The sequence below is a fragment of the Fructobacillus cardui genome (assembly GCF_963580785.1).
In the GTDB taxonomy this organism is placed as follows: Bacteria; Bacillota; Bacilli; order Lactobacillales; family Lactobacillaceae; genus Fructobacillus; species Fructobacillus cardui.
Genome location: NZ_CAUZLS010000002.1, coordinates 55,771 through 76,164, shown reverse-complemented (window position 1 = coordinate 76,164; position 20,394 = coordinate 55,771). Strand labels below are relative to the sequence as shown.

The following is a 20,394-nucleotide window of genomic DNA, read 5'->3' as shown; positions in this document are numbered from 1 at the left end:
TCCTCAGCGCTCAGCATTGAACGAATTCATTGTCGAACAGACAAGTGGCCTTCTTACTGACGCCATTTTTGGCTCGTCTTTTGGTAGACTGGCCGTTTCCCTTTAATAATTTGATAAAACAGTTCGTAACTATTATACCGTGCCTGTGAAATACTGCCAAGGGCAACCCCTTCTTTCACCGCACAGCCAGGTTCATTGATATGCAAACAGGTCCGAAAACGGCACTGACCGCTAACTGCTTTGATTTCAGGAAAGTAATTGCCTAATTCTTCAACCGGAAAGTCAAAAACTTCATAGGATGAAAAACCGGGTGTATCTGCGATCAAGGCCTCAAAAGCTGGTACTAAGATCAGCGAAACTTGTCGGGTCGTATGCTTCCCACGCGAAAGCGCCTTTGAAACAACACCCGTCTCCAACTGCAATTCCGGTGCCAAAGCATTGAGCAACGTTGACTTACCGGCTCCGGTTTGGCCCATTGCGACCACAACCTGATTTTTCAAAATTGGCTGAAAGGTGGTGGCGACATCTCCGTCCGAAACGATGACATCGTAGCCAATCGCACGATATTCGATTAAGGTTGCCTCAAAATTCTGCCTGGCAGTCGGTTCAAGCAAGTCCATCTTTGAAAAATAGAGGACAGGCTTCACACCAGCGGCCTCCAGTGCCACCAACTGCCGGTCCAACAAATTTTGAGAGAAGGCTGGCTCGACTACCGATGTCACCACAATTGCTAAATCAACATTAGCAATAGGCGGGCGCACCAAATCATTTTTCCGATCATGCAACGCCCAAATAAAACCCTCGCCATTTTCCGATTCAAAATCAGCAAAATCGCCGACTAAGGGGCGGTGTTTTTTTTGCCGAAATTGTCCTCGCGCTCGCGTGCGCTCGACAACCCCGTCATCCATCATAATGTCATAGTAACCGGCCAATGACCGAATAATCCGTCCTGTTTTCATACGCTTAGTATAGCATATTTTTAAAAATTCTAGTGCACACCGTCAGCCGAATCTTAACAAAAAAGAAAAAATCTAATCCTTGATGGGTCTGATCTTTAAACAAAAAAAGCCACTAAAAAGTAGCTTTTTTGTCATCACTATTAATCAAAAATCCAAATTAATGGTTATTCGACGATGATGAGGCGGAACTCGATGATGAAGATGAAGACGAGCTCGATGCATTATTATTTGAATTATTACTATTCGAACTGCTCTCCTGGCCAGAAGAAATTGTCAAGGTCACCGTCTTATCTGAAGTAATTTGCGACCCAGATGGTGTATCTTGAGCAATCACTTGACCACTTGGCTGGCTAGAATTCGTAAAGTTAAAACTAAGTTGAATTCGATTGGCGTTTGCCCAACTAATCGCATCACTTTGGTTCTTACCAACCAAGTTTGGCACTTGTACCTTACTTGGACCAGTTGAAACCGTTAAGGTAATTGTCGTTGAACTAGGATCAACAGAGGTAAAGGCCTCAACCGATTGCGAGATGACTTCCCCACTAGGAACATCAGAACTAGCTTGGCTTTTTCGCTTAACGGTGAAGCCCTGACCACTTAACTGTGCAGCTGCCTCGCCATAGCTCCAACCGCTATAATCCGCTAAGCTGACCTTATTCCCACCAGAGGAAACCACCAAAGAAACGGAAGTTCCCTTCTTTAGGTAGGCCCCTGATCCAGGTTTCGTCTTAATCACTTGACCATTAGCCACCGTCTTAGACGACACATAAGTTGGACTGGAAACCGTCAATCCAGCATTAGAAAGCTTACTTTCAGCTTGGTTTAAGGACATATTAGCAACATCTGGCATGGTAACGTAGTTACTCTCAAAATAGCTCGCACCGCCAATCCCAGCCAATAACAAGAGTAACATTACTAAGGAAACAACCCACTTTTTGGCCGACTTGTACTTAACGCCATTTTTTGACAAAACCTGACGAACAAACTTCGGCGTCCGATCAACTTTCGCGGCAATTTCTTTAACTGACATCCCCTGCTTAGCGTAATCAATAATTTGCTCAGTAACTGATTTTCCTTCTTCAGGATCCTTTAAAGTATCGGGGTCAGCTACGTAAGGTCGGTCAGATAAATCAGTATCGACTAAACGTGTTTCATCAGAGGTCTCCGGTACATAACGTTTTTCTTGAGAACGTCTTTTGGACAACGAGGTCTTGAGATCATCGGCCATATCTTCAGCCGAAAAATAACGATCTGCTGGATTTTTAGCAGTTGCCCGCAAAATAACATTTTCTAATGGCTGGGGAACCTGACTGTCAAAATCGCGCACAAAAGGCATTGGCATGTTTCCATGCTTATAAGCCACTTGTTCGGGCGTATCACCTTGATAAGGCACTCGGTTCGTCAAAAGCTCGTACAAAATAACACCCAATGCATAAATATCGGACTGGGCAGAAGCATGCTGACCGATTGGTAATTCCGGCGCCAGGTAGTGAATGGAGCCAATCACTGTGTGTACCTGAGTCAACGACTGCGATTTTTTGGCCGTCGCAATCCCAAAATCGGTAATCTTCACTTGTCCTTGTTTATCAATCAAGATATTTTGTGGTTTCAAATCACGATGAATAATACCGGCACGATGGGCAGTAGCCACCGCATCCAGAATCTGTTCCATGATATTAACTACTTCGTGATAAGGGATTGGAAAATGCGCCTGGGTATAATCCTTCAAATCCATCCCATCGACATATTCCATCACCAAATAAGAGGAACCATCAAATTCACCGGCATCATAAACCTGCACAATATGGTCATTGATTAAAGCAGTTGCTGATTTTGCCTCACGTTGAAAGCGTTCAACAGCATCCGGTTGGTCCTTGATATCCAATCGAATCATCTTCAACGTGACATCACGGTTCAAATAAGTATCAAAAGCTTGGTAGACATTAGCCATGCCGCCACCACCCAGAGGGCGCACTACTCGGTAGCGGTGATCAATCATCGTTCCTTGTTCCATTAATTTTGCCTCCCTGTTCGTTGCGGCATTTCTTGCTTATTATCTGGTATCTGACGAACATCGGCATAGGCCTTGGCCGCCATTTGCTGGTTTGGATTCGTTAAATCAGTCACCAGCAATGCTGTAATATTGTCCGGTGCCTGGCGCGCATTGGCTGCCTTCATCAGGGCCCGGATTCGTTCGGTCAAATCTAAGACAGATCCCAATGGCGGCTCATTTCCCGGACGGTGGCGTCTTGGTTGGAGCAGTTTGACTTGGTCCTCAATTGAAAGAACCTTGACCAGCCCATCGGAGGTCAAATAGAGCCAATCATCTTTTTTAGGGACAAAAGTCGTCCACTCAAGGTCAACTTTTTGATTAACCCCCAAATAGCGGGTCAAAGAATTAGCCTCAGGTAGGTTTTCATCATAAATTTGACCACTATCACGCTTGATTTCATTACGCAGGGTATGGTCAAAGGTCAACAATTCAGCACTTTCCCCCCGCAACAAATAGGCTCTGGAATCGCCAGCGTTTGCGACTAAGATTTTTCCTGGCAAGCAAGCAGCCAAAACCACAGTTGTCGCCATTTTGTTAACCCGCGGATTTTTTTGTCCAGCTAACAAAATCGCGCGGTTGGCCAAAGCAGCCTGATGCACTAGCCAGTCCTTCACGCTTTCTGGATCGGTCATATTCTTTTTTTGCCAAGCAGAACCAAGTGTTTCCACCACAATTTGACTGGCCTGCTTAGAGCCTGGATTAGAGGCAACGCCATCAGCGACAATCACTAAAGCTTCGCCCGATTGATTATAAAAGGCGCCCACTGCGTCTTGATTATCGACCCGTGTAGGGCCTTTTTCGCTGATATAAGCAATTGCCATCTTATCTAATCCTTCCTTTGAAGGGTGGCTACGAAAAAGCCATCCGTCTCGTAGTCATCCGGGTAGATTTTCAACACGTCGCCTACTCGATCATCCTTCAACTTCTTATCGGTTGGTGTCTTCAACAAGGTAAAATCAGGATTTTCAGCTAAAAAGCGTTCAATCACGCCATCGTTTTCCTGATTTAAAATCGTACAAGTACTATAAACCAAACGGCCACCAGGTGCTAAGCGCTTCGCGGTCGCATTTAAAATCGAAAGCTGTAAGTCAGCGAGGTGCAAAACATCCTCAAGTGACTTTTCATAGCGAATTTCTGGTTTACGACGCAAAAGTCCTAAGCCAGAACAAGGCGCATCGACCAAAATTCGGTCAAAGTCTTGGTCCAACTTTTCCGGCACCTGCCGAGCATCCAAAGCTTTTGCTTCAACCCGGTCAGCTAAACCAAGGCGGTTGGCATTGGCCTTAATCAACTTAACCTTGTGCTCGTGGATGTCTAAGGCCAGAACCTTGGCATTTCCAGATAAGTACTGGGCAATCTGGGTCGTCTTGCCACCGGGAGCGGCTGCGGCATCCAAAACAGAGTGAACTGACTCATCAATGTCTAGCGCCTCAACCGGCAACATGGCGGATTCATCTTGAATCGTAATCAGCCCGCCAATAAAGGCCTTGGAAGAAGCCACGTGACCACCGGTAACCACCAAGGCATCGGCAGCCACGGCGGAGTCGCGAACGGACAGTCCTTCGCCCATCAAACTGGCCTTCGTATCAGCAACCGTTGCCTTAGCCGTATTAACTCGAACAGCCTGGGCCGGTGCTTCATTCAAAGAGGCTAAAATCCTCTTGGTCTTATCTTCGCCAACTTGGTCCAATAAGGCCTTTACCAGCCAAACAGGTAACGAATACGAAATCGATAAATGTTCGATTGGGTCTGCAATTTTACTCTCATCACGAAGACCTGTACGGTCCATATTATGAAGAATTGCCGTCACAAATTTAGCTGTCCCCGCGTTTCCGAGGGTTTTAGCCACTTCAATCGTTTCGTTAAAAATCGCATGCTTCGGAATTTTGTCTAGTTTATGCCACTGGAACAATGCCGTCAAGAGTAATTCCTTAACCCAAGGTTCTAATTTTTTCCCCTTTACAAAAGGTGCCAACCAGTATTCTAGTAATAGACGATACTGAATCGTTCCATAAACCAGGGTTGTTAAGAGACCCTTATCAACCGCTTTCAGTTGATGGCTCTTAATCACCTGGTTCAACTGCAGGTTAGAATATGCACCGTTTTTAATTTTAGCTAACGTGGTAACTGCTAGCAAACGGGGATTTTGACTGTTTTTTACTTGATTAGGCATTAACTTCCTCGATGGTGACCCACTGGTCGCCCACTGTATACTTTTGACCGGCGCCATTCAAATAGGCGGCCACGGCCATGACACTCTTGCCGGCTGGCTGCAAACTTTGGATTGCTAATTGCGTTCCATCAGCGGCCGCAATCACCAGGTGTTTCTTATCTTTTTTTGTAATCACGCCCGGCTTTGCTTCTGTTGTTTCAGCTAACGGTGTCGTTTCCACGAGCTTAAAGCGTTCGCCACCAACCACGGCATGGGCTGGATGAGTTGGGTACAAGCCACGAATATGCCAGTTTAACTGTTCAGCAGTCTCTTTAGCAAAATCTAAGTTCTGCTGGTCACGACTGATGTTTGGTGAAAAACTAACCTGGTCAGGGTCTTGTGGCTCTGTTTGAGCTGTTCCCGCTGCCAATTTGGGCAAGTTAGCAAGAACCAATGGTGCTGCGACAGCGCTCAACTTATCAAACATGGTCCCCACGTTGTCAGTTGCCTCAATCGGCACCTTAACCACATCAATCACATCACCAGCGTCCATTTTCTTGACCATGTACATCAATGAAACACCCGTTTCTTGGTCACCGTTCATAATCGCGTAATGAACTGGCGCACCACCACGATACTTTGGCAGCAAGGAAGCATGGGCATTCACCGCCGCCACCTTGGCTGCCTGCAACAACTTTTCCGGCAAGAATTGCCCAAAAGCGGCCGTCACAATAAAATCAGGAGCCAGACCAATTAATTCGGCCATTTCGGCTGAACCACTGATTTTTTCCGGCTGTAAGACCGGTAAATCATGGGCTAAGGCGGCCATTTTAACCGGACTTGGTGTCAACTTTTGCTTGCGACCCTGTGGTCGGTCAGGCTGTGTGACAACAGCCAAAACATCATATTGGGGATCAGCCACTAAGGCCTCTAAAATTGGAACAGCAAATTGGGGTGTTCCCATAAAGACAACGCGATTGGTCATTAACTTCCTCACTAGTTCTGCCGATTAGAAAGTCGGCGCTTTCATTCATTATAACAAATTCAATCAAAAGACTCATTGACGCCAAGGCAGTACCAATTAAGTACCATCCAATGACACCAAAACGTCTCTGCCAAGACCGCATGAATCCTTACATAAAGGTAACTGGGTCACGCTTCACCGAAAGCTGGAAACCAGCCTCAGCCTTTTGCGAGCGATCAACCAAGTCACGCAGTAATGCATCTGCCTCATGGGGGTTCTTCAGTTTGAGCAAAATCTGGAAATAGTACCGCCCCTTTAGCTTTGCAATAGCTTGAGGCGATGGTCCAAGCATCAAAACATCCTGTGGTAATTTTTTTCGCAGCCAAAGGCCAATTTTGGCACTCTGGATGGCCACTAGATTTTCATCGGGGTGCGAACTCTGAATCTGAATTGTGTAGTAGTAGGGCGGAAATTCACCGGCATGGCGGATGGCCATTTCTTGTCGGTAAAAGCCCTCATAATCGTGGCGCTGGGCAAACGTCAGAGCGTAGTGTTTCGGATTAAACGTTTGAATCACCACTTCCCCTGCCCGGTCACCTCGACCAGCACGCCCGGCAACCTGGGTAAGCAGTTCAAAGGTTTTTTCACTGGCACGAAAATCAGGTAAGCCCAATCCCGTATCAGCATTTAAAACGCCAACCAGGGTAACATCCTCAAAGTCCAAGCCCTTGGCAACCATTTGCGTTCCCAACAAGATTTGTGCTTTTTTAGCGCCAAAATCAGCCAGGGCTTGCGCCATGGCGCCCTTCTTCTTCGTCGTATCCTGGTCCAAGCGGATTACCGGGTACTCCGGTAGAACACGGCTCAATTCTTCTTGGACCTTTTCAGTCCCAGTTCCGTAGTAGCGAATCCGCTTTGATCCACAGCTTGGACAAATATGCGGAATTGGTGCCTGAAAGTCGCAGTAATGGCACTTCAAGGTTTTCGTATCCATGTGCAGGGTCATGGCCAAGTTACAATTAGGGTCTTTTGGAACATAGCCACAGTCCCGACACATCACAAAGGAAGAAAAGCCCCGGCGGTTCAGTAGCAAAACGGCTTGTTCCCCACGGGCTAAATGATCTTTCAACTTTTCCAAAAGTTCGGTTGAAAAATTAGTATCCCCTTTTAGAACAACCGTCTGTCGCATATCAACAATCTCAACCGGTGGCAACGTGGCCGCTGCCGCTGCCCGTTTCGTTAGCGTCAGCAATTGATAAACGCCCTTTTGCGCCCGAGCTCGACTTTCCAGTGAAGGGGTTGCAGAACCCAAAACAACGGGTGCCTGATGATAGGCGCCCCGCCATAAGGCCACGTCGCGGGCAGAATAATGTGGATTTTCGCTTTGGCTATAGGAAGTTTCGTGCTCCTCATCAACGATAATCAAGCCCAGCTTAGCTAGCGGGGCAAAGACCGCTGACCGGGCACCAACCACCACCTTAACCTGGCCGGATTGAATTCGACGCCATTCATCATAGCGCTCTCCGGCCGACAGACCAGAATGCAGGACTGCAGTTGCATCCCCAAAACGGTCTGCCACTCGTTTTTGCATCTGTGGTGTCAGCGCAATTTCAGGAACTAAAAAGAGGACTTGTTCCCCCTGATCAATCGTTTTTTGCGCCGCTTGGAGGTAAACCTCAGTCTTCCCAGACCCGGTAATCCCCTCAAGCAAAAAGGTCGTCTTTTCCTTAGCCGTAATGGCTGCAGTCACGGCATCATAAGCCTTCTGCTGATCTTCGTTTAAAACCTTAACTGCTTCAACTTTGCCCGAGGCCAGTGCTCCGGGACGCCGCTTCTGCTCAACCTGGCGCTTGACCAACCAGCCGTTTTTGACACCAGTTGTCAATGTTGCTGGAGCGACATCAACTTGGGCCAACCAATCGCGCTTCGTAAAGGTTTCACCAGGGTGTTCCTGGCAAAAGGCCAACAAAGCAGCCTGACTTTTAGCTGATTTACGCAAAGTTTCTTCCGCTTGGCCCAATAGGCCCTGGTCACTGGTTACCTGATAGGCCAGTTCCGTTTTAATTCGGCCCTTATTTTCAATCACCGTTTCGATTGACAGTTGACCTGCCGCAGCTAACTGGCGGACCTGCCGCCACTCCTTCGCCGAAAAGTCCTTGGTTTTAACTAAGCGCTCCTCCTGACCGTCTAAGTAGGCCACACGGTCAGCAGGCAACAAGCCAGCTTGTGCTCGCAAACGCTTCTTGTAGGATGCCTTTAAAGCGGTTGGCAGCATCAAAGCCAAAAAAGAGACCTGGAATGAAAAATTAGTTTGCGCCAATTCCTCGGATAAGTCCAACATTTCCTGGCTGAGAACCGGATGGTCATCTAAGACCGTCAAAATATCCTTGACCTGGTCAACGGCTAAATCAGCTGGCAATTCGACACCGATTTTTAACACATAACCCAAAACCGAGCGGTAACCAAAGGCGACCAAAACACGGACACCGGGTTGCACTTCATCTTGAATCTCATCTGGAATCAAATAAGTATACGGTCGATTCGTTTGTTGGGTGGGAACATCCACCACCACCTGTGCGTACGTCAGTGCCACCGCTGGTCACCTCCTTCTTTGTTATGTTTTCAATAGCTTACTTGCAATAGATAAAGCTAGAATAAAAAAGACCCGAAACGTTCAGGGTCCTTATCTTAAACCTTGGTTAAATTAATGCCAACTTTATCTTCAATAATTTCCAAAGCCTGCATATACCGGGCATAGTAACCCGCTGGGTCATCGGGTCCACCCGGCCGATCCAAAGCCACTGCCAAATCATCATAGCCATAGTCGGCAATCACCTGCCAAAGGTGGCGATCAAATTGGGCACTTTCAATTGGATCTGCGCCGTTTAAAACAGCCACTGCTGGTGGAATAACCAAAATCAAATCGAGTTCTTCTTCTTGAATTGTATTATCAAATAGTGGTAACAATTGAGCCAAGTCATCTTTTGGTAACCACTCCCTAGCTTCCGCCATGGTCACCATCGCATCCGTATCGAAGAAGGTCAAGCCGTTATTAGCCGGTGAGTTGATCTCGGCCGAATTGGCATCATACTGGCCTTGAATAATCCGCGAATAATCCTTTAAAAGTAGTTCACTATCAAAGACATTTGATTTTTCCTGGTAAGTTCGTGAAAACTCTACCGAAAAAGGTGAGTTGGATGTTCGGGCTAAACGCCTGGTTAAAGTTGATTTACCTGTTTGCGGTGCCCCAACGACCAAAATCTTTTTAGCAAAATGGCGGCGGAAAACACGGTTAATAAAGTCCCAGTTCCCCAAGGGATCATTACGAACAGCTGTTGCCGATACCTTTAAAATGGTGCGGTCCATTAATGAGACACGGAAATGACCATCTTTTGGCAACATCTTTTCCAGCATTTCCTTATAGTCTGCTTCACCTGTATATAGCGTAATCTGCGCCTCAGGGTTGACAATATTTCGTCGAATCGTCGCCGTCAACCGGTCTGTCCACTCCTGCCAACCGTTCGGCATCTGAGGAATATCATCTTCATTGATATAATCAACCTTGATGTTGTCTTCATCATTGAAGGCCTCCCGGAGGTAACGGAACCGCTTTTCAACCGGCAAACCAATTTGATCGCCACGGTCGCCTGTGTACCCCGAAGTAATCACAACGACCCCATCATTCAGGGCTGCGGCCTTATAAATTTCGGCCTGGTGCCCAATGTGCATCGGTGCCAAGGTTCCAAAAAAGACCCCAATTCGGTCACCTGTTAAGTTTGCTTTGACTAAGTTTTTCTTGACCATCAGTCTTCCTAACATCTATCTTATCAAACACTTCACTGGAAAAATCAGCCAGTGCATATTACTTCTATTATACCAAAGATAGTCAAGGGGGTTGTTGAAAGGCAATTTACGTTTAGTCGCTATAAACACATCATGAACATTATCTTAATGGTAATTATAGCCACAAAACCAAAACCCTTCAGAAATTTTGATAGAAAAAAACCACCACTTTTTAATAAAGAAAAGAGTCAAGAAACTTGATATGCCTGATTCTTAGTATCAATGCCTACTGCTAGCTAAAAACATTACAGTTGATTATTAATCGATTGAACTAGCTGTTTAGGATTTTTTACGCCTAAAACTAAACGATTATACTTTTCATTCTGCAATTGAATAACTACGGGTATCTCGTTAGCCTTAACATTATAAAAAGTAGTTTCATTATTTTGATGAAAACTTCCACCCCAATAATTGGCAGTGTGCGTTCCGCCCACACGTAATCCCTTAGGATCCGCTAAAATACCACTGTCTAATGACGCACCGGCGACATGGGTAATGGGAAAAATTAGATGTGTTTTAAGGGTTGTCAACTTATTCAATCCCACTGGCTCTACCACGAGCTGATTCTGTTGAATATAAACGCGATTTCCCATCATTTCACCTCCGTTATTCCGCTCTCTTTTAATACAATTTGACCTAGTTTTTCCGTAACCGTTTGATAAGACTGATGATGATACCACTGATTTATGATTTCAAAAACTCGCTTACTTTGATTAGTAAGTTCAGTCATTGCAATCAAAATTAAGTGCCAGCTTTCCTCACTTTCTTTTTCAAGACTATCTGATAGAGCCGCAATGAACATCCCCTCCTTACTACCAAAGGTACTGTATAAACTACCACGCAGTAACCCCGTCGCTTGCACTAAGTCATCCAGAGAAGTCGCATTATAACCCTTTTGAATAAATACTTGCTGTATTTGTCCTATTGTTTCAACCGTATCAAATTTTTTATTTCGTCCCATGGCTGTATTATAACTCTTTTTTGACTACACAGTCAAAAATATTTACTGATTTTAAAGTTTAATTTCCACACTAAAAAAGACAGTAATGGCATGTACGCCCTTGCTATCTTTTAAATTCATTGTATCGTTTGTCTATTCCAATCAGATTTATGCGCTGACCATGTCCAAGAAAAGTTGGTGCATCCGAGTATCATCAGACAATTCTGGATGGAAGGACGTTGCCAAAATCTTGCCATGCTTAACGGCAATAATCCGGTCATCGTCAATCTTTGCCAATACTTCAACATCATCTGCTACCTGCTTCAAATAAGGAGCACGGATGAAGATGCCGGGAAATGGTTGGTCAAAACCAGCCACATCGATATCAGCTTGGAAGCTATCCTTTTGTCGGCCAAAACCGTTCCGTTCTACTTTGCCTTCAATACCAGCCAAAGCATCCGAACGGGATAAGAGTACCAAACCAGCACAAGTTCCAAAGATTGGCAATCCTGCTGCCACCTTCTCCTGAAGGGGCTTTAACAAATCAAACTTGAGCAATAGGTTCATAATTGCCGTACTCTCGCCACCAGGAATAATCAAACCATCGACCTGATTTAAGCCTTCCTCTGAGAGTACCTTTTTCCCTGTCACACCACACTGGGAAAGCATTTGGATATGCTCGTCAACAGCGCCTTGTAAATCTAAAACACCAATTACCATTTGCTTGCTCCTTTTTTCAATCAATTAGATTCCGCGAGGAGCCATCTTGTCTTCGTCGTGCAAAGTTGCCGTATCGATTCCCTTCATTGGGGCACCCAAGTTCTTTGAAACTTCGGCAATCAAGTGGTAGTCAGTTGGGTTCGCCGTCGCGGTCACAATTGCCTTGGCAAACTTAGCTGGGTTTTCTGATTTGAAAATACCAGAACCAACAAAGACCCCATCAGCACCAAGGTTCATCATCAAAGCAGCATCAGCTGGCGTTGAAATCCCACCGGCAGCAAAGTTAACCACTGGCAACTTGCCAATTTCATGGATTTCTTGAACCAAGTCCAATGGTGCCCGCAAGTCACGAGCGATGGCCATCAAATGTTCAGGCTTTTCGTTTTGAATGTGGCGAATTTGTTCGTTAACCTTTTGCATGTGGCGAACAGCTTCCACAACATCCCCCGTACCGGGTTCCCCCTTCGTCCGCAACATTGAAGCACCTTCACCGATTCGACGCAATGCTTCCCCAAGGTCACGGCAACCACAAACAAATGGCACTGTAAATTCATTCTTAGCAATGTGGAAGTTGTCATCAGCTGGCGTCAACACTTCACTTTCATCGATGTAGTCCACACCGATACTTTCCAAAACGTGTGCTTCGGCAATATGACCGATGCGAGCCTTGGCCATTACAGGGATTGAAACAGCAGCCATGATTTCTTCAATCATCGCTGGATCAGACATCCGCGCAACTCCCCCAGCAGCACGAATATCTGATGGTACTCGTTCCAAGGCCATCACAGCAACAGCGCCGGCTTCTTCTGCAATCTTTGCCTGTTCAACGTTGGCGACATCCATGATGACCCCACCCTTTTGCATCTGCGCCATACCACGCTTGACTGTTGTTGATCCAGTTTCCTTCATGACAATACATCCTCCACAATCTATTCTAATAAAATAATTAAAAAATAAATTTCCAAAATCAATAAAACCGAACTTTTGGATAGAATGATTATACCATAACGGAAATTAATCTTAATGTTATTCTCATTACACTTTCATTTAAGCAATATGGAAACATTCAGTTCTTTAAAAATGGCAAAAAGATTAAAAAACTGACCAGGAGCAGTCAAAAGCCGATTAAAATCCATGATTTAAATTGGAATAATTATTTTTTATGTAAAAATTAATTGCTCCCTTTCTATTTTTAACCGCTTTTCCAGCAATAAAGACCGAATAATAAAATCTTTCCCCTTTTTTCCTTGATTTGTTTTACAGTGAATTTAACAAAACCGTGTCAAAAGGAAAAAGCAATGAAAGTATCCACCAAAATTGATCAAAATACTCAGACACCCAATATCGTTATTTTCGCTAAGCAGAAAACGGCCGAAATTGTCTACCTAGAGCACGAAATTCAAAGCGTTATCAATCACAGTAGCCTCTTCGTCAAAGATCAAGAGGATTACCAACAAATTGAACTGCCCAGCATCGACCGTTTTTACACGGAAGCGCATGCGGTTTATTGCCAAGTCAACGGTCAGCGCTATAAAACGCAAAAACGAATTTATGAGCTAGCCGACTTTTTACCAGAAAACTTATTTATTCAAATTTCTCAATCCGAAATCATTAATCGTCACTTCATTCAACGCTTTCAACTTAGTAAAACGGGCGCCTATGAAGTTATCTTACGAGATGGTCAAACTACTTTTGCTTCAAGGCGGTACATGCGACGCATCAAAAAGGAGAATCTGTCATGAAAATCTTCAAAAGAATTTTATTAGGCGCTAGTTTAGGAATTAATATTGGCCTTTTGTCGGCTGTTTCTTTCTCATATGCCTACCAACTCCCCAACTTAATTGCCTCCGGGCCAACCTTCACCGGTCACTTTCGCCGGCCACTCACTGCTTTAGTATGTTCCATCGTTCTTTGGGGGCTCATGGGCATCCTCTTTGCGCTTTCCAGTACCATTTTTCAAAATGACCGTCTTAGTATTACCCGTCGAACAATCGAACACTTTTCGTTAACCTATGGTGGATTCACGATTTTAGCTATTTTAGCAGGCTGGTTCCCCCTCTCACTTCCATGGGTGGCCTTTTACACACTGATTTATCTACTGATTTATCTGATTATCTGGCTAATTTCCATGGCCCAAGCGAAAAAATTAGTTCATGAACTAAACAAAAAACTCCATTAAGCCCATTACCCAATAAAGGAGTTGCTCATTAAGAGCAACTCCTTTATTTTTTTCGATTAACAAACTTCGCCCATAACCAGCTGAGGACCATTAGTACCGCAAAACCAGCCACATTAACGACCAAACTATTCAGCCAGCCAAGCAAAGATTGACCGGGCGAAAATAAGTTCACTAATAAAATATAAATAATATTGAGAACGGTCACCAGAACGATTGCAACTGTTCGTGGATAAAGAATGGTGAGATCAGTTATTTTATTTTTCATGTTAAATTATTCCTTTTCTTTCCAATTCATTGTAGCGAACCAGCAATATTTTTACAAAAGAACAATAAAAAAAACGCCCATACAGGCGTTTTAACTCATTTTTCATCAGCCTTCTCACGACTTTCGTGCGATGACTTAACGAACTCTGATTGCTTTTCTAGGCGTTCATCTTGGCGCTTAGCATCTTCAACTTCGCGAGCATCTGCCGCTTCAAATTCATGCTTTTTTTCCATAACGATTTCCCCCGATTATGCTTATTGACCTTCGAATTCTTTCTTTTCGTTCTCGAATTCCTCGTTGTCGTAGCGAGCATCCTTATGCTTAGCATCTTCAACACGGGTATTTGCCTTCTCTTCATGGGCTTCAGCGGCGTGTTCTTGAGCTTGCTTATTCTTTTCCTCTTCAAAAGATTCGCGGTTCTCTTTTGAACCATCACGTAATGTTGCCATCCTTAATTCCCCCTTTTCAATATATTACGATTATAATACTATCATGACAAATTTTAAAGACAAATGTTAAAAAGATTCTAGTATTGGTTTTTTCCTGCTAAGTTCATGAAAAATCAATCCCGCTCGACCCACCAGCTTTAGCAAACCCAAATAAAAAATCAGCCACTAAAACACGGCTGATTTTACATTATTTAAGAAGCATGCGCACTTTGTTGAGGTTTTTGCAGCAAAACCACGATCACGATTAAAAAGATTCAAAGTACTTCAACCAGGACAAGATTTTGTCCGAGAAAAAGGACTGAAAACAAAGCTGCCGTCAGTGGTTCAAACAATCCCAGAATCTGTGCAATCGTGGCTGATAGGAACTTCAGGCTATTAATATAGCACAGGCAGGCTACAACAGTGCCAACAACAACGATAAAGAGTACGTTCGCCAACTGCCAATTTATTAATTGATAAAACAAATGATCACGGAGGCTGGCCGGTAACAATGGCAAACTACCCAAAAGCATCCCCCAACCAACAACTACAGTCGTTGGATATTCTTTCAACAAGGGCTTTGGCAGTAAGCTATAGGCTACCTGACCAACACCAGACAATCAGCCCATCCCCCTCGCTGATTTGACAAACTACGACTATATCCTCCTCGAAGAAGGTCTCTTTAGTGAATCAGTCTCGGAGTTCCAAAAGATTAGGATTGAACCCAAGATGAAACTACGACTACACGATAGCTTTTCAACCATCCTAATGGTCGAACAAGGCCTAGGCTACAGCATTATGCCAATGGATGAAGAAACCGAAGCACTCTACCAGATTAAATCATTCGATATGATCCCCGCCATCAGCCGATCCATTAACCTGTTACAAAAAAATGACGGTCTGCTGACCAATGGCGCTAAAAATTTCGCCAAGTTTGTTCAAACCCATCGGGACGCCCTGTAATCGAGCGGACTCCCCTCTATTGTCTAGGAGTCAAAAAGTCTATACTGGCCTATAATAAATCAGTTTTTGAGAGGTTATGTTTATGGTAACAAAGTCACGATTTGAAGGATTTACCGATGGAATTTTGGTCATTATTTTTACCATCATGATTTTGGAATTTAAGGTACCAAATTCCAGCAATATCACAGCCATTTTAAAACAGTTTCCCTACTTTATTTCTTATAGCATTGGCTGGCTTTTCCTAGGGGAAGCCTGGTACAACCATCTCTATATCGCCAGCAAAATTCACCGGGTGACTCACAAGCTCTTCGTTATCAATGCCCTCTGGCTCTTCACCACTTCCTTTTTACCGCTAGCAACGGCTTGGATTGGTCAAGACCTTTCAGCTCGTGGGCCAGAAATTTTTTACGGCCTAGTCTTCCTGGTGTGGACTGCAGCCTTTTTACTACTGGTCTTCACAGCTATCCTGGATAATCAAAAATTAGGAAGGCTGCAAGAGGCAGAGGATCTTCGCCAAATGCGGATTGTCCGTTACTTAACCAACCCGTTTGCCATTATTTCTCAGGGTCTGGCCTGGTTGCTGATTCTCATTTTTTCCCCACAGTTTCAACTGGTCATCATGGTTTGGAAAATTCTCTTTATTGCCGGTCGAACCAACGTTGATATTGATCGACAACGCTCTCTTAATCGATAAAACACCATTAAAAAAATCAGCCTCGCATAACTTGATATGAACCCCTAATTTCAGGGTTCATATCACTACGAGACTAATTCTTATTTATAAAATTTTACTTTTTCCGACACTTTTTAACACCCCAGTCAACTAACATCGACAGGACGGTAATCACAGCTAATCCCAAGTAGAGCGATACCCAATAGGATATCGGCTCTCCAGGTGAAATCAAAGACCCAATAAAAACGAAAAAAAAATTCCAAAACTGCGACAAAGAAGGTCGCAAAAGTTCGACGATAGTGCATGACGAGTGTCTGCATCTGCTTTCTCCCCGGGGGTCTGCCCACCTGCTCAAAGTCTCGGGTGAAACTTTTTCTAAGGACAGCATACCAGAAAAAATTAGAAATGAAATGATAAATTCAAAAATTTTATCGCTTAATAGCAAATTTTCCTCAATAAATATTAAAAAATAATAAACAAGTGCCTTTTAATTTCTTTTTATTAGAAAAATATGAAATTAAATGATACAATTACTTCTAGAGAAGTATAGAATAGTGTCTTATGACAATTAGGGGAGAATTAAAATGGCAAGTGAAAAGTCCGCATTTATCTTTGTTTCAATGCTCGTAATTTTAGCACAGGCGATTATCGTCAAATTTAGTTTAAATACCTGGGTGCAATTTATCATCCCCTTTGCCTACTCCATAATTTTTGTAATCTGCTTTTTATTCGTTTTCAAAAGCGATAACCTAATTGCCTTTGTCACACTTTTGTTAGCAGGCAATATTACCCTCATGGCAACTGCCAACCACACAACATCAATTTATTAAATATTCCAAATCAGAATAATCTTAATTCTGCCAAATAGCAGACAAAAAGGTCGAAACAATCTTGTTTCGACCTTTTTATTGTGGATAAACTAAGTGAAATTTTTCCAGGACAATTTGTGCCTGATTTTCTCGAAACACTTTGCCCTCTTCGTGGTAGGCGGCAGTGAAAAAATCATGGTGTACATGGCGCCAATAGGCTAATGAGCGGTCCCCCTCGCCCTCTTCATAGGCATGTTGAGCGTTAACATCTAGGTACTGTTCAATTGTGACCGCATCGTTTTTAATAATGCCAACAGGTTGATTTTGCTCATCCAAAATAACATCGTAGGCACCAAAAGCAGGTAAGGGCTCTTCTGCTTCGTACAAATCATACGCACTCGCAGTGGCAGTCTTAACGCCTTTAAGGACTAACTGGGCGAGTTCATTAGCTGCGACACCAAATTGAAAACTAGATTGCAATTCGGCCCCCAACGGAATCACGCCATCGTCTTTAGCCTGTTGAAAAAATGCTGCTGGCGTCATTTGCCGTCCCTCTTCTAATCTTAAAATTTAAACATTCTTGTCCTCATTGTACCAGAAAAAACCGGCCCGTTGTCCCCAAAAGATCAATGATGGCACCTAGGACTAGCCTAAAAGTATCCCTTCCTTCAATGCTACAATAATGACGAAAAATTAGAGGAGGATGCCAATGCTTAGTTACAAGCGCCAAATCGAAATCAAAAAAAGTGCCGAGAAAGCCCATCAAACAATCATGGGCCCAAACGTCGACAATGAAAATCTTGCTACCTATTTTAAATCAGCTGGCCTAGCCGTAATCAATGCCGATTTATCAGATTTAGCGGCCACTGCTTACACCCTGTATAACATGGACAAAGATCAGCCACAGATTGTCGTTGAAAATGCCTTAAACCACCGCGACTGGATTTACATGCTTGCAAAGGAACTTGGCCAACTCATTTTAGGATGGGATTACCAGGTTAACCAAGATAATCCTCAGGTGATTGAACGGGTTCGTCAAGAGTCTAACCAAGTCGACGACATTGATATTTTAGATTATCCCTTTTCGGATGGTTCCTGCCAACTCTCGACAAGCAATCCAACCGAAGCAGAAGCTGATTTATTTGCAGAATATTTCTTAGTCCCTGATGCTACCGCCCAGCCAATCCTACAAGATCTCGATTGGCAAACTTTATCCATGGCCCGATTAATCCAAAAATTCTCATTAATCTACTTTATCAATGATCATATTGCTCGCAATCGTCTAACAACTTTAATCCAGGAGGTTTCCCAAAGCAAATGACCCAAAGTAAGAAAAGTAAATTAAAGGAAAAAATTATTACCCCAGTGGTCGTCCCCTTTGACGACCAGACTCTGTTTGCACAAGATCAAGCGGAATCCTTGCGCAGCCACGTTATTAACAATGGCACCGCTTCGGCCATCCAGGGACAGTTAGTGAAGGAACTTAAATCAAAAGCCGCCATTCGCCGTTGGCTAATCATTTCCATTAGTCTTTACTTTGCACTAGTGACGGTCGCCATTCTAGGCATTACCATCTTTTTAGCGGACATTGTTGCCATTAAGGTGCAAAGTTACCTGATTACCGGCCTCTTTACCAACCTCATCGGCCTTCTGGTCATCATTTACCGCTATGCCTTCGCCGATACTTCAAAACTCATTCATGACCTGTGGACGTTAACTAGGTAAGCCAATGATAAATTAGCAGTTGTCACACAACTAAAAATTACTGAAACGCTATTTTTACGTCTAAACAGAGAACTAACAAAACCAAAATGATAAATTAATTGGCCACAATCGAACGAGACAATAGCCCCTGCCCCTGATATCATACTTTCGACTTAATCATACCCACTAAAAAAGATGCACGGAATATTTTCCCGTACACCTAATAAAATTGGCTTCGATGAGCTATTTTTAAATCGCTAAGTTCACTTCATTTTCAGAATAAAGAACTGCCTCGCCGCTTAGCTTAGTCCGCTTACCCTCATAATCGCAGTGAAGGACGCCTGACCGTGGTGAAGCCTGGTAAGCAGTCAATTGGTGCTTACCTAGTCGTTCTGACCAGTATGGGGCGATATGACAGTGACCGCTACCACAGACAGGATCTTCGTTAATCCCTAACTTAGGCGCAAATGACCGTGATACACAATCATATTCATCATCCACGATGGCTGTAGCATGTTGGGCCATCCCATCTAATTTTTTCAGCTTTTCTATATCAGGATTCATTGCAGCAATTGCTGTTCCTTGTGGGAAAACACAGACCAAATCACGTCCAAGATAGGCAGCATCTGGTCGGGCACCGTAGGCTTCCGTCATGGCTTCAGTTACAGGAATTGCCTTCAAATCGTAAGTTGGGAAGTCCATCTCATACAGGTCACCCTTCTTTGTGACCGTCAAATCACCACTCATGGTGTTGAAAACCACTGACTCTTCATCTTTTGGAGCCGCCTTTTGAAAGACTAAGAAACCGGTAGCCAAGGTAGCATGACCACAAAGGTCAATCTCACCGGCTGGTGAGAACCACCGTAAATCATAGTGGTTGTCATCTTTTTTAACAGCAAAAGCTGTTTCAGAAAGCTTATTTTCCATTGCAATATTTTGCATCATTTCATCACTTGGGAAATGATCAACGAAGAGGACTGCCGCCGGATTACCCTTAAAAATCTCACTTGCAAACGCGTCGACAACATAACTTTTTACCATGGTTGCTTCCTTTCCAAACACAATTAAAATTTCTTTAATTTGCACCATTCTACCACGGTCAAATTGATTTAACAGACATCACCTCAGCTTTCCTGACATCAATTAATTATGTGTTCGAACTCCTGACATCCAAGCCTTTCCGTCACTTAACCTAAAAACAGATATCCATATCTTTTATTTTTTGCTTACAAACCAGCCAATCATCCCGACTAAAGCAAATAAAATCCAATAATAGCGTGCCAAAAACTCCCAACCATTATTAATCGGCCGATATTGCCACTCGCGCCAACGATGGTTTTCGTGCCAGTCTTTGTCAGCTTCATCTTCCTCAAAAAACTTTTTGGCACGGTCTTTCACTGCGCCGGTTAACGTTGATGATTGTTGCTGGCCAAATAGAACCTCTTCAACCGGAACCTGAAAGTAATCAGCAACTGATTGAATCTTAGCCAAATCAGGTGTGACCTCACCAGTTTCCCACTTTGAAATTGTTTGTCTGGTGACATACAATTCGTTTGCTAAGCTTTCTTGAGATAAATTATGTTCTTTTCTTAAAGATAGTAAGTTCTCGTTAAAGGTAAATTCCATTGCGTCTCTCTCTTTCATTTCCATTAACTTCAGTATACTAATTTACCAAGAAAGCACTAGCAAAAGCGATTAGGATTTGCGCAATTTTAACGGGCACCTCGTCAATTACCAAGCGC

25 protein-coding genes are annotated in these 20,394 nt (G+C 43.8%); 7 read left to right on the top strand and 18 right to left on the bottom strand.

Translation table 11 applies throughout. The annotated features are described in order from the left end of the window. Positions 1 to 53: 53 nt before the first annotated feature. From rsgA to pdxS, 11 genes are all read right to left on the bottom strand, one after another. Complete coding sequence (rsgA, locus tag AABI20_RS02535; protein WP_047974337.1) at positions 54 to 959, bottom strand: ribosome small subunit-dependent GTPase A; 906 nt, start codon at positions 957 to 959, stop codon at positions 54 to 56. A gap of 157 nt (positions 960 to 1,116) precedes the next feature. Continuing rightward, a complete protein-coding gene (pknB, locus tag AABI20_RS02530; protein ID WP_338346697.1) occupies positions 1,117 to 2,973 on the bottom strand; it encodes a Stk1 family PASTA domain-containing Ser/Thr kinase in 1,857 nt (618 codons plus the stop codon). Beyond that, entirely contained in the window at positions 2,973 to 3,833 is an 861-nt protein-coding gene (locus AABI20_RS02525) for a PP2C family protein-serine/threonine phosphatase (protein ID WP_053068892.1), read from the bottom strand. Before AABI20_RS02525 ends, pknB begins: the two co-directional genes overlap by 1 nt. 5 nt (positions 3,834 to 3,838) lie before the next feature. Further along, positions 3,839 to 5,185 (bottom strand): 16S rRNA (cytosine(967)-C(5))-methyltransferase RsmB, encoded by a 1,347-nt coding sequence (rsmB, locus tag AABI20_RS02520; RefSeq protein WP_288846411.1) that lies wholly within the window; start codon positions 5,183 to 5,185, stop codon positions 3,839 to 3,841. Next, positions 5,178 to 6,149 (bottom strand): methionyl-tRNA formyltransferase, encoded by a 972-nt coding sequence (fmt, locus tag AABI20_RS02515; protein WP_338346696.1) that lies wholly within the window; start codon positions 6,147 to 6,149, stop codon positions 5,178 to 5,180. Before fmt ends, rsmB begins: the two co-directional genes overlap by 8 nt. A gap of 148 nt (positions 6,150 to 6,297) precedes the next feature. Then, positions 6,298 to 8,721: a primosomal protein N' gene (gene priA, locus AABI20_RS02510; RefSeq protein ID WP_338346695.1), complete on the bottom strand. Its 2,424-nt coding sequence runs from the start codon at positions 8,719 to 8,721 to the stop codon at positions 6,298 to 6,300. 95 nt (positions 8,722 to 8,816) lie between these two features. Then, the gene (locus AABI20_RS02505) at positions 8,817 to 9,932 is read right to left on the bottom strand and encodes an AAA family ATPase (RefSeq protein ID WP_082131868.1); all 1,116 of its coding nucleotides are present in this window, start codon (positions 9,930 to 9,932) and stop codon (positions 8,817 to 8,819) included. Between the two features lie 284 nt (positions 9,933 to 10,216). Continuing rightward, entirely contained in the window at positions 10,217 to 10,564 is a 348-nt protein-coding gene (locus AABI20_RS02500) for a hypothetical protein (protein WP_047975563.1), read from the bottom strand. Continuing rightward, positions 10,564 to 10,932, bottom strand: coding sequence for a TetR/AcrR family transcriptional regulator (locus AABI20_RS02495; protein WP_047975562.1), 369 nt, complete (start codon positions 10,930 to 10,932; stop codon positions 10,564 to 10,566). The genes AABI20_RS02500 and AABI20_RS02495 overlap by 1 nt, the downstream gene beginning before the upstream one ends. A 147-nt stretch (positions 10,933 to 11,079) precedes the next feature. Next, positions 11,080 to 11,631 carry a pyridoxal 5'-phosphate synthase glutaminase subunit PdxT gene (pdxT, locus tag AABI20_RS02490; protein ID WP_338346694.1) on the bottom strand — a complete coding sequence of 184 codons (552 nt, stop codon included), beginning with the start codon at positions 11,629 to 11,631 and terminating at the stop codon, positions 11,080 to 11,082. 24 nt (positions 11,632 to 11,655) lie between these two features. Next, on the bottom strand, positions 11,656 to 12,540 hold the full coding sequence (gene pdxS, locus AABI20_RS02485) for a pyridoxal 5'-phosphate synthase lyase subunit PdxS (RefSeq protein WP_047975560.1): 885 nt from the start codon (positions 12,538 to 12,540) through the stop codon (positions 11,656 to 11,658). A gap of 389 nt (positions 12,541 to 12,929) precedes the next feature. On the opposite strand from pdxS, the gene AABI20_RS02480 reads away from it, so the two are divergent. Continuing rightward, a complete protein-coding gene (locus tag AABI20_RS02480; protein WP_288846416.1) occupies positions 12,930 to 13,373 on the top strand; it encodes a LytTR family DNA-binding domain-containing protein in 444 nt (147 codons plus the stop codon). Then, positions 13,370 to 13,810: a DUF3021 domain-containing protein gene (locus AABI20_RS02475; protein ID WP_288846417.1), complete on the top strand. Its 441-nt coding sequence runs from the start codon at positions 13,370 to 13,372 to the stop codon at positions 13,808 to 13,810. The genes AABI20_RS02480 and AABI20_RS02475 overlap by 4 nt, the downstream gene beginning before the upstream one ends. A 43-nt stretch (positions 13,811 to 13,853) precedes the next feature. On the opposite strand, the gene AABI20_RS02470 is transcribed toward AABI20_RS02475, so the two are convergent. The 4 genes from AABI20_RS02470 to AABI20_RS02455 all read right to left on the bottom strand — a co-directional run bounded on the left by AABI20_RS02470 (position 13,854) and on the right by AABI20_RS02455 (position 15,123). Beyond that, on the bottom strand, positions 13,854 to 14,075 hold the full coding sequence (locus AABI20_RS02470) for a hypothetical protein (protein ID WP_288846419.1): 222 nt from the start codon (positions 14,073 to 14,075) through the stop codon (positions 13,854 to 13,856). A gap of 95 nt (positions 14,076 to 14,170) precedes the next feature. After that, on the bottom strand, positions 14,171 to 14,308 hold the full coding sequence (locus tag AABI20_RS02465; RefSeq protein ID WP_158531852.1) for a hypothetical protein: 138 nt from the start codon (positions 14,306 to 14,308) through the stop codon (positions 14,171 to 14,173). 21 nt (positions 14,309 to 14,329) lie between these two features. Next, positions 14,330 to 14,524 carry a hypothetical protein gene (locus tag AABI20_RS02460; protein ID WP_047975557.1) on the bottom strand — a complete coding sequence of 65 codons (195 nt, stop codon included), beginning with the start codon at positions 14,522 to 14,524 and terminating at the stop codon, positions 14,330 to 14,332. A 254-nt stretch (positions 14,525 to 14,778) separates the two neighbouring features. Then, positions 14,779 to 15,123: an EamA family transporter gene (locus AABI20_RS02455; RefSeq protein ID WP_288846421.1), complete on the bottom strand. Its 345-nt coding sequence runs from the start codon at positions 15,121 to 15,123 to the stop codon at positions 14,779 to 14,781. Positions 15,124 to 15,145: 22 nt separating this feature from the next. Here AABI20_RS02455 and AABI20_RS02450 point away from each other — a divergent pair, with 22 nt between their 5' ends. The 3 genes from AABI20_RS02450 to AABI20_RS02440 all read left to right on the top strand — a co-directional run bounded on the left by AABI20_RS02450 (position 15,146) and on the right by AABI20_RS02440 (position 16,969). Further along, positions 15,146 to 15,466, top strand: coding sequence for a type 2 periplasmic-binding domain-containing protein (locus AABI20_RS02450; RefSeq protein WP_288846422.1), 321 nt, complete (start codon positions 15,146 to 15,148; stop codon positions 15,464 to 15,466). Between the two features lie 82 nt (positions 15,467 to 15,548). After that, the gene (locus AABI20_RS02445; RefSeq protein ID WP_338346692.1) at positions 15,549 to 16,160 is read left to right on the top strand and encodes a TMEM175 family protein; all 612 of its coding nucleotides are present in this window, start codon (positions 15,549 to 15,551) and stop codon (positions 16,158 to 16,160) included. Positions 16,161 to 16,723: 563 nt separating this feature from the next. Beyond that, positions 16,724 to 16,969, top strand: a complete 246-nt coding sequence (locus AABI20_RS02440) for a hypothetical protein (protein WP_047975553.1) — start codon at positions 16,724 to 16,726, stop codon at positions 16,967 to 16,969. A 75-nt stretch (positions 16,970 to 17,044) separates the two neighbouring features. Here AABI20_RS02440 and AABI20_RS02435 read toward each other — a convergent pair whose 3' ends face one another. Beyond that, positions 17,045 to 17,491 (bottom strand): ASCH domain-containing protein, encoded by a 447-nt coding sequence (locus AABI20_RS02435; RefSeq protein WP_047975552.1) that lies wholly within the window; start codon positions 17,489 to 17,491, stop codon positions 17,045 to 17,047. Between the two features lie 166 nt (positions 17,492 to 17,657). Here AABI20_RS02435 and AABI20_RS02430 point away from each other — a divergent pair, with 166 nt between their 5' ends. Next, positions 17,658 to 18,269 carry a hypothetical protein gene (locus tag AABI20_RS02430; RefSeq protein WP_338345844.1) on the top strand — a complete coding sequence of 204 codons (612 nt, stop codon included), beginning with the start codon at positions 17,658 to 17,660 and terminating at the stop codon, positions 18,267 to 18,269. Beyond that, entirely contained in the window at positions 18,266 to 18,673 is a 408-nt protein-coding gene (locus AABI20_RS02425; RefSeq protein ID WP_338346691.1) for a hypothetical protein, read from the top strand. The genes AABI20_RS02430 and AABI20_RS02425 overlap by 4 nt, the downstream gene beginning before the upstream one ends. A 228-nt stretch (positions 18,674 to 18,901) precedes the next feature. On the opposite strand, the gene AABI20_RS02420 is transcribed toward AABI20_RS02425, so the two are convergent. Both AABI20_RS02420 and AABI20_RS02415 read right to left on the bottom strand, forming a co-directional pair. Then, positions 18,902 to 19,693, bottom strand: coding sequence for a PhzF family phenazine biosynthesis protein (locus AABI20_RS02420; protein WP_047975564.1), 792 nt, complete (start codon positions 19,691 to 19,693; stop codon positions 18,902 to 18,904). A 174-nt stretch (positions 19,694 to 19,867) separates the two neighbouring features. Continuing rightward, positions 19,868 to 20,278, bottom strand: a complete 411-nt coding sequence (locus AABI20_RS02415) for a helix-turn-helix transcriptional regulator (protein ID WP_047975549.1) — start codon at positions 20,276 to 20,278, stop codon at positions 19,868 to 19,870. Between the last annotated feature and the right edge of the window lie 116 nt (positions 20,279 to 20,394).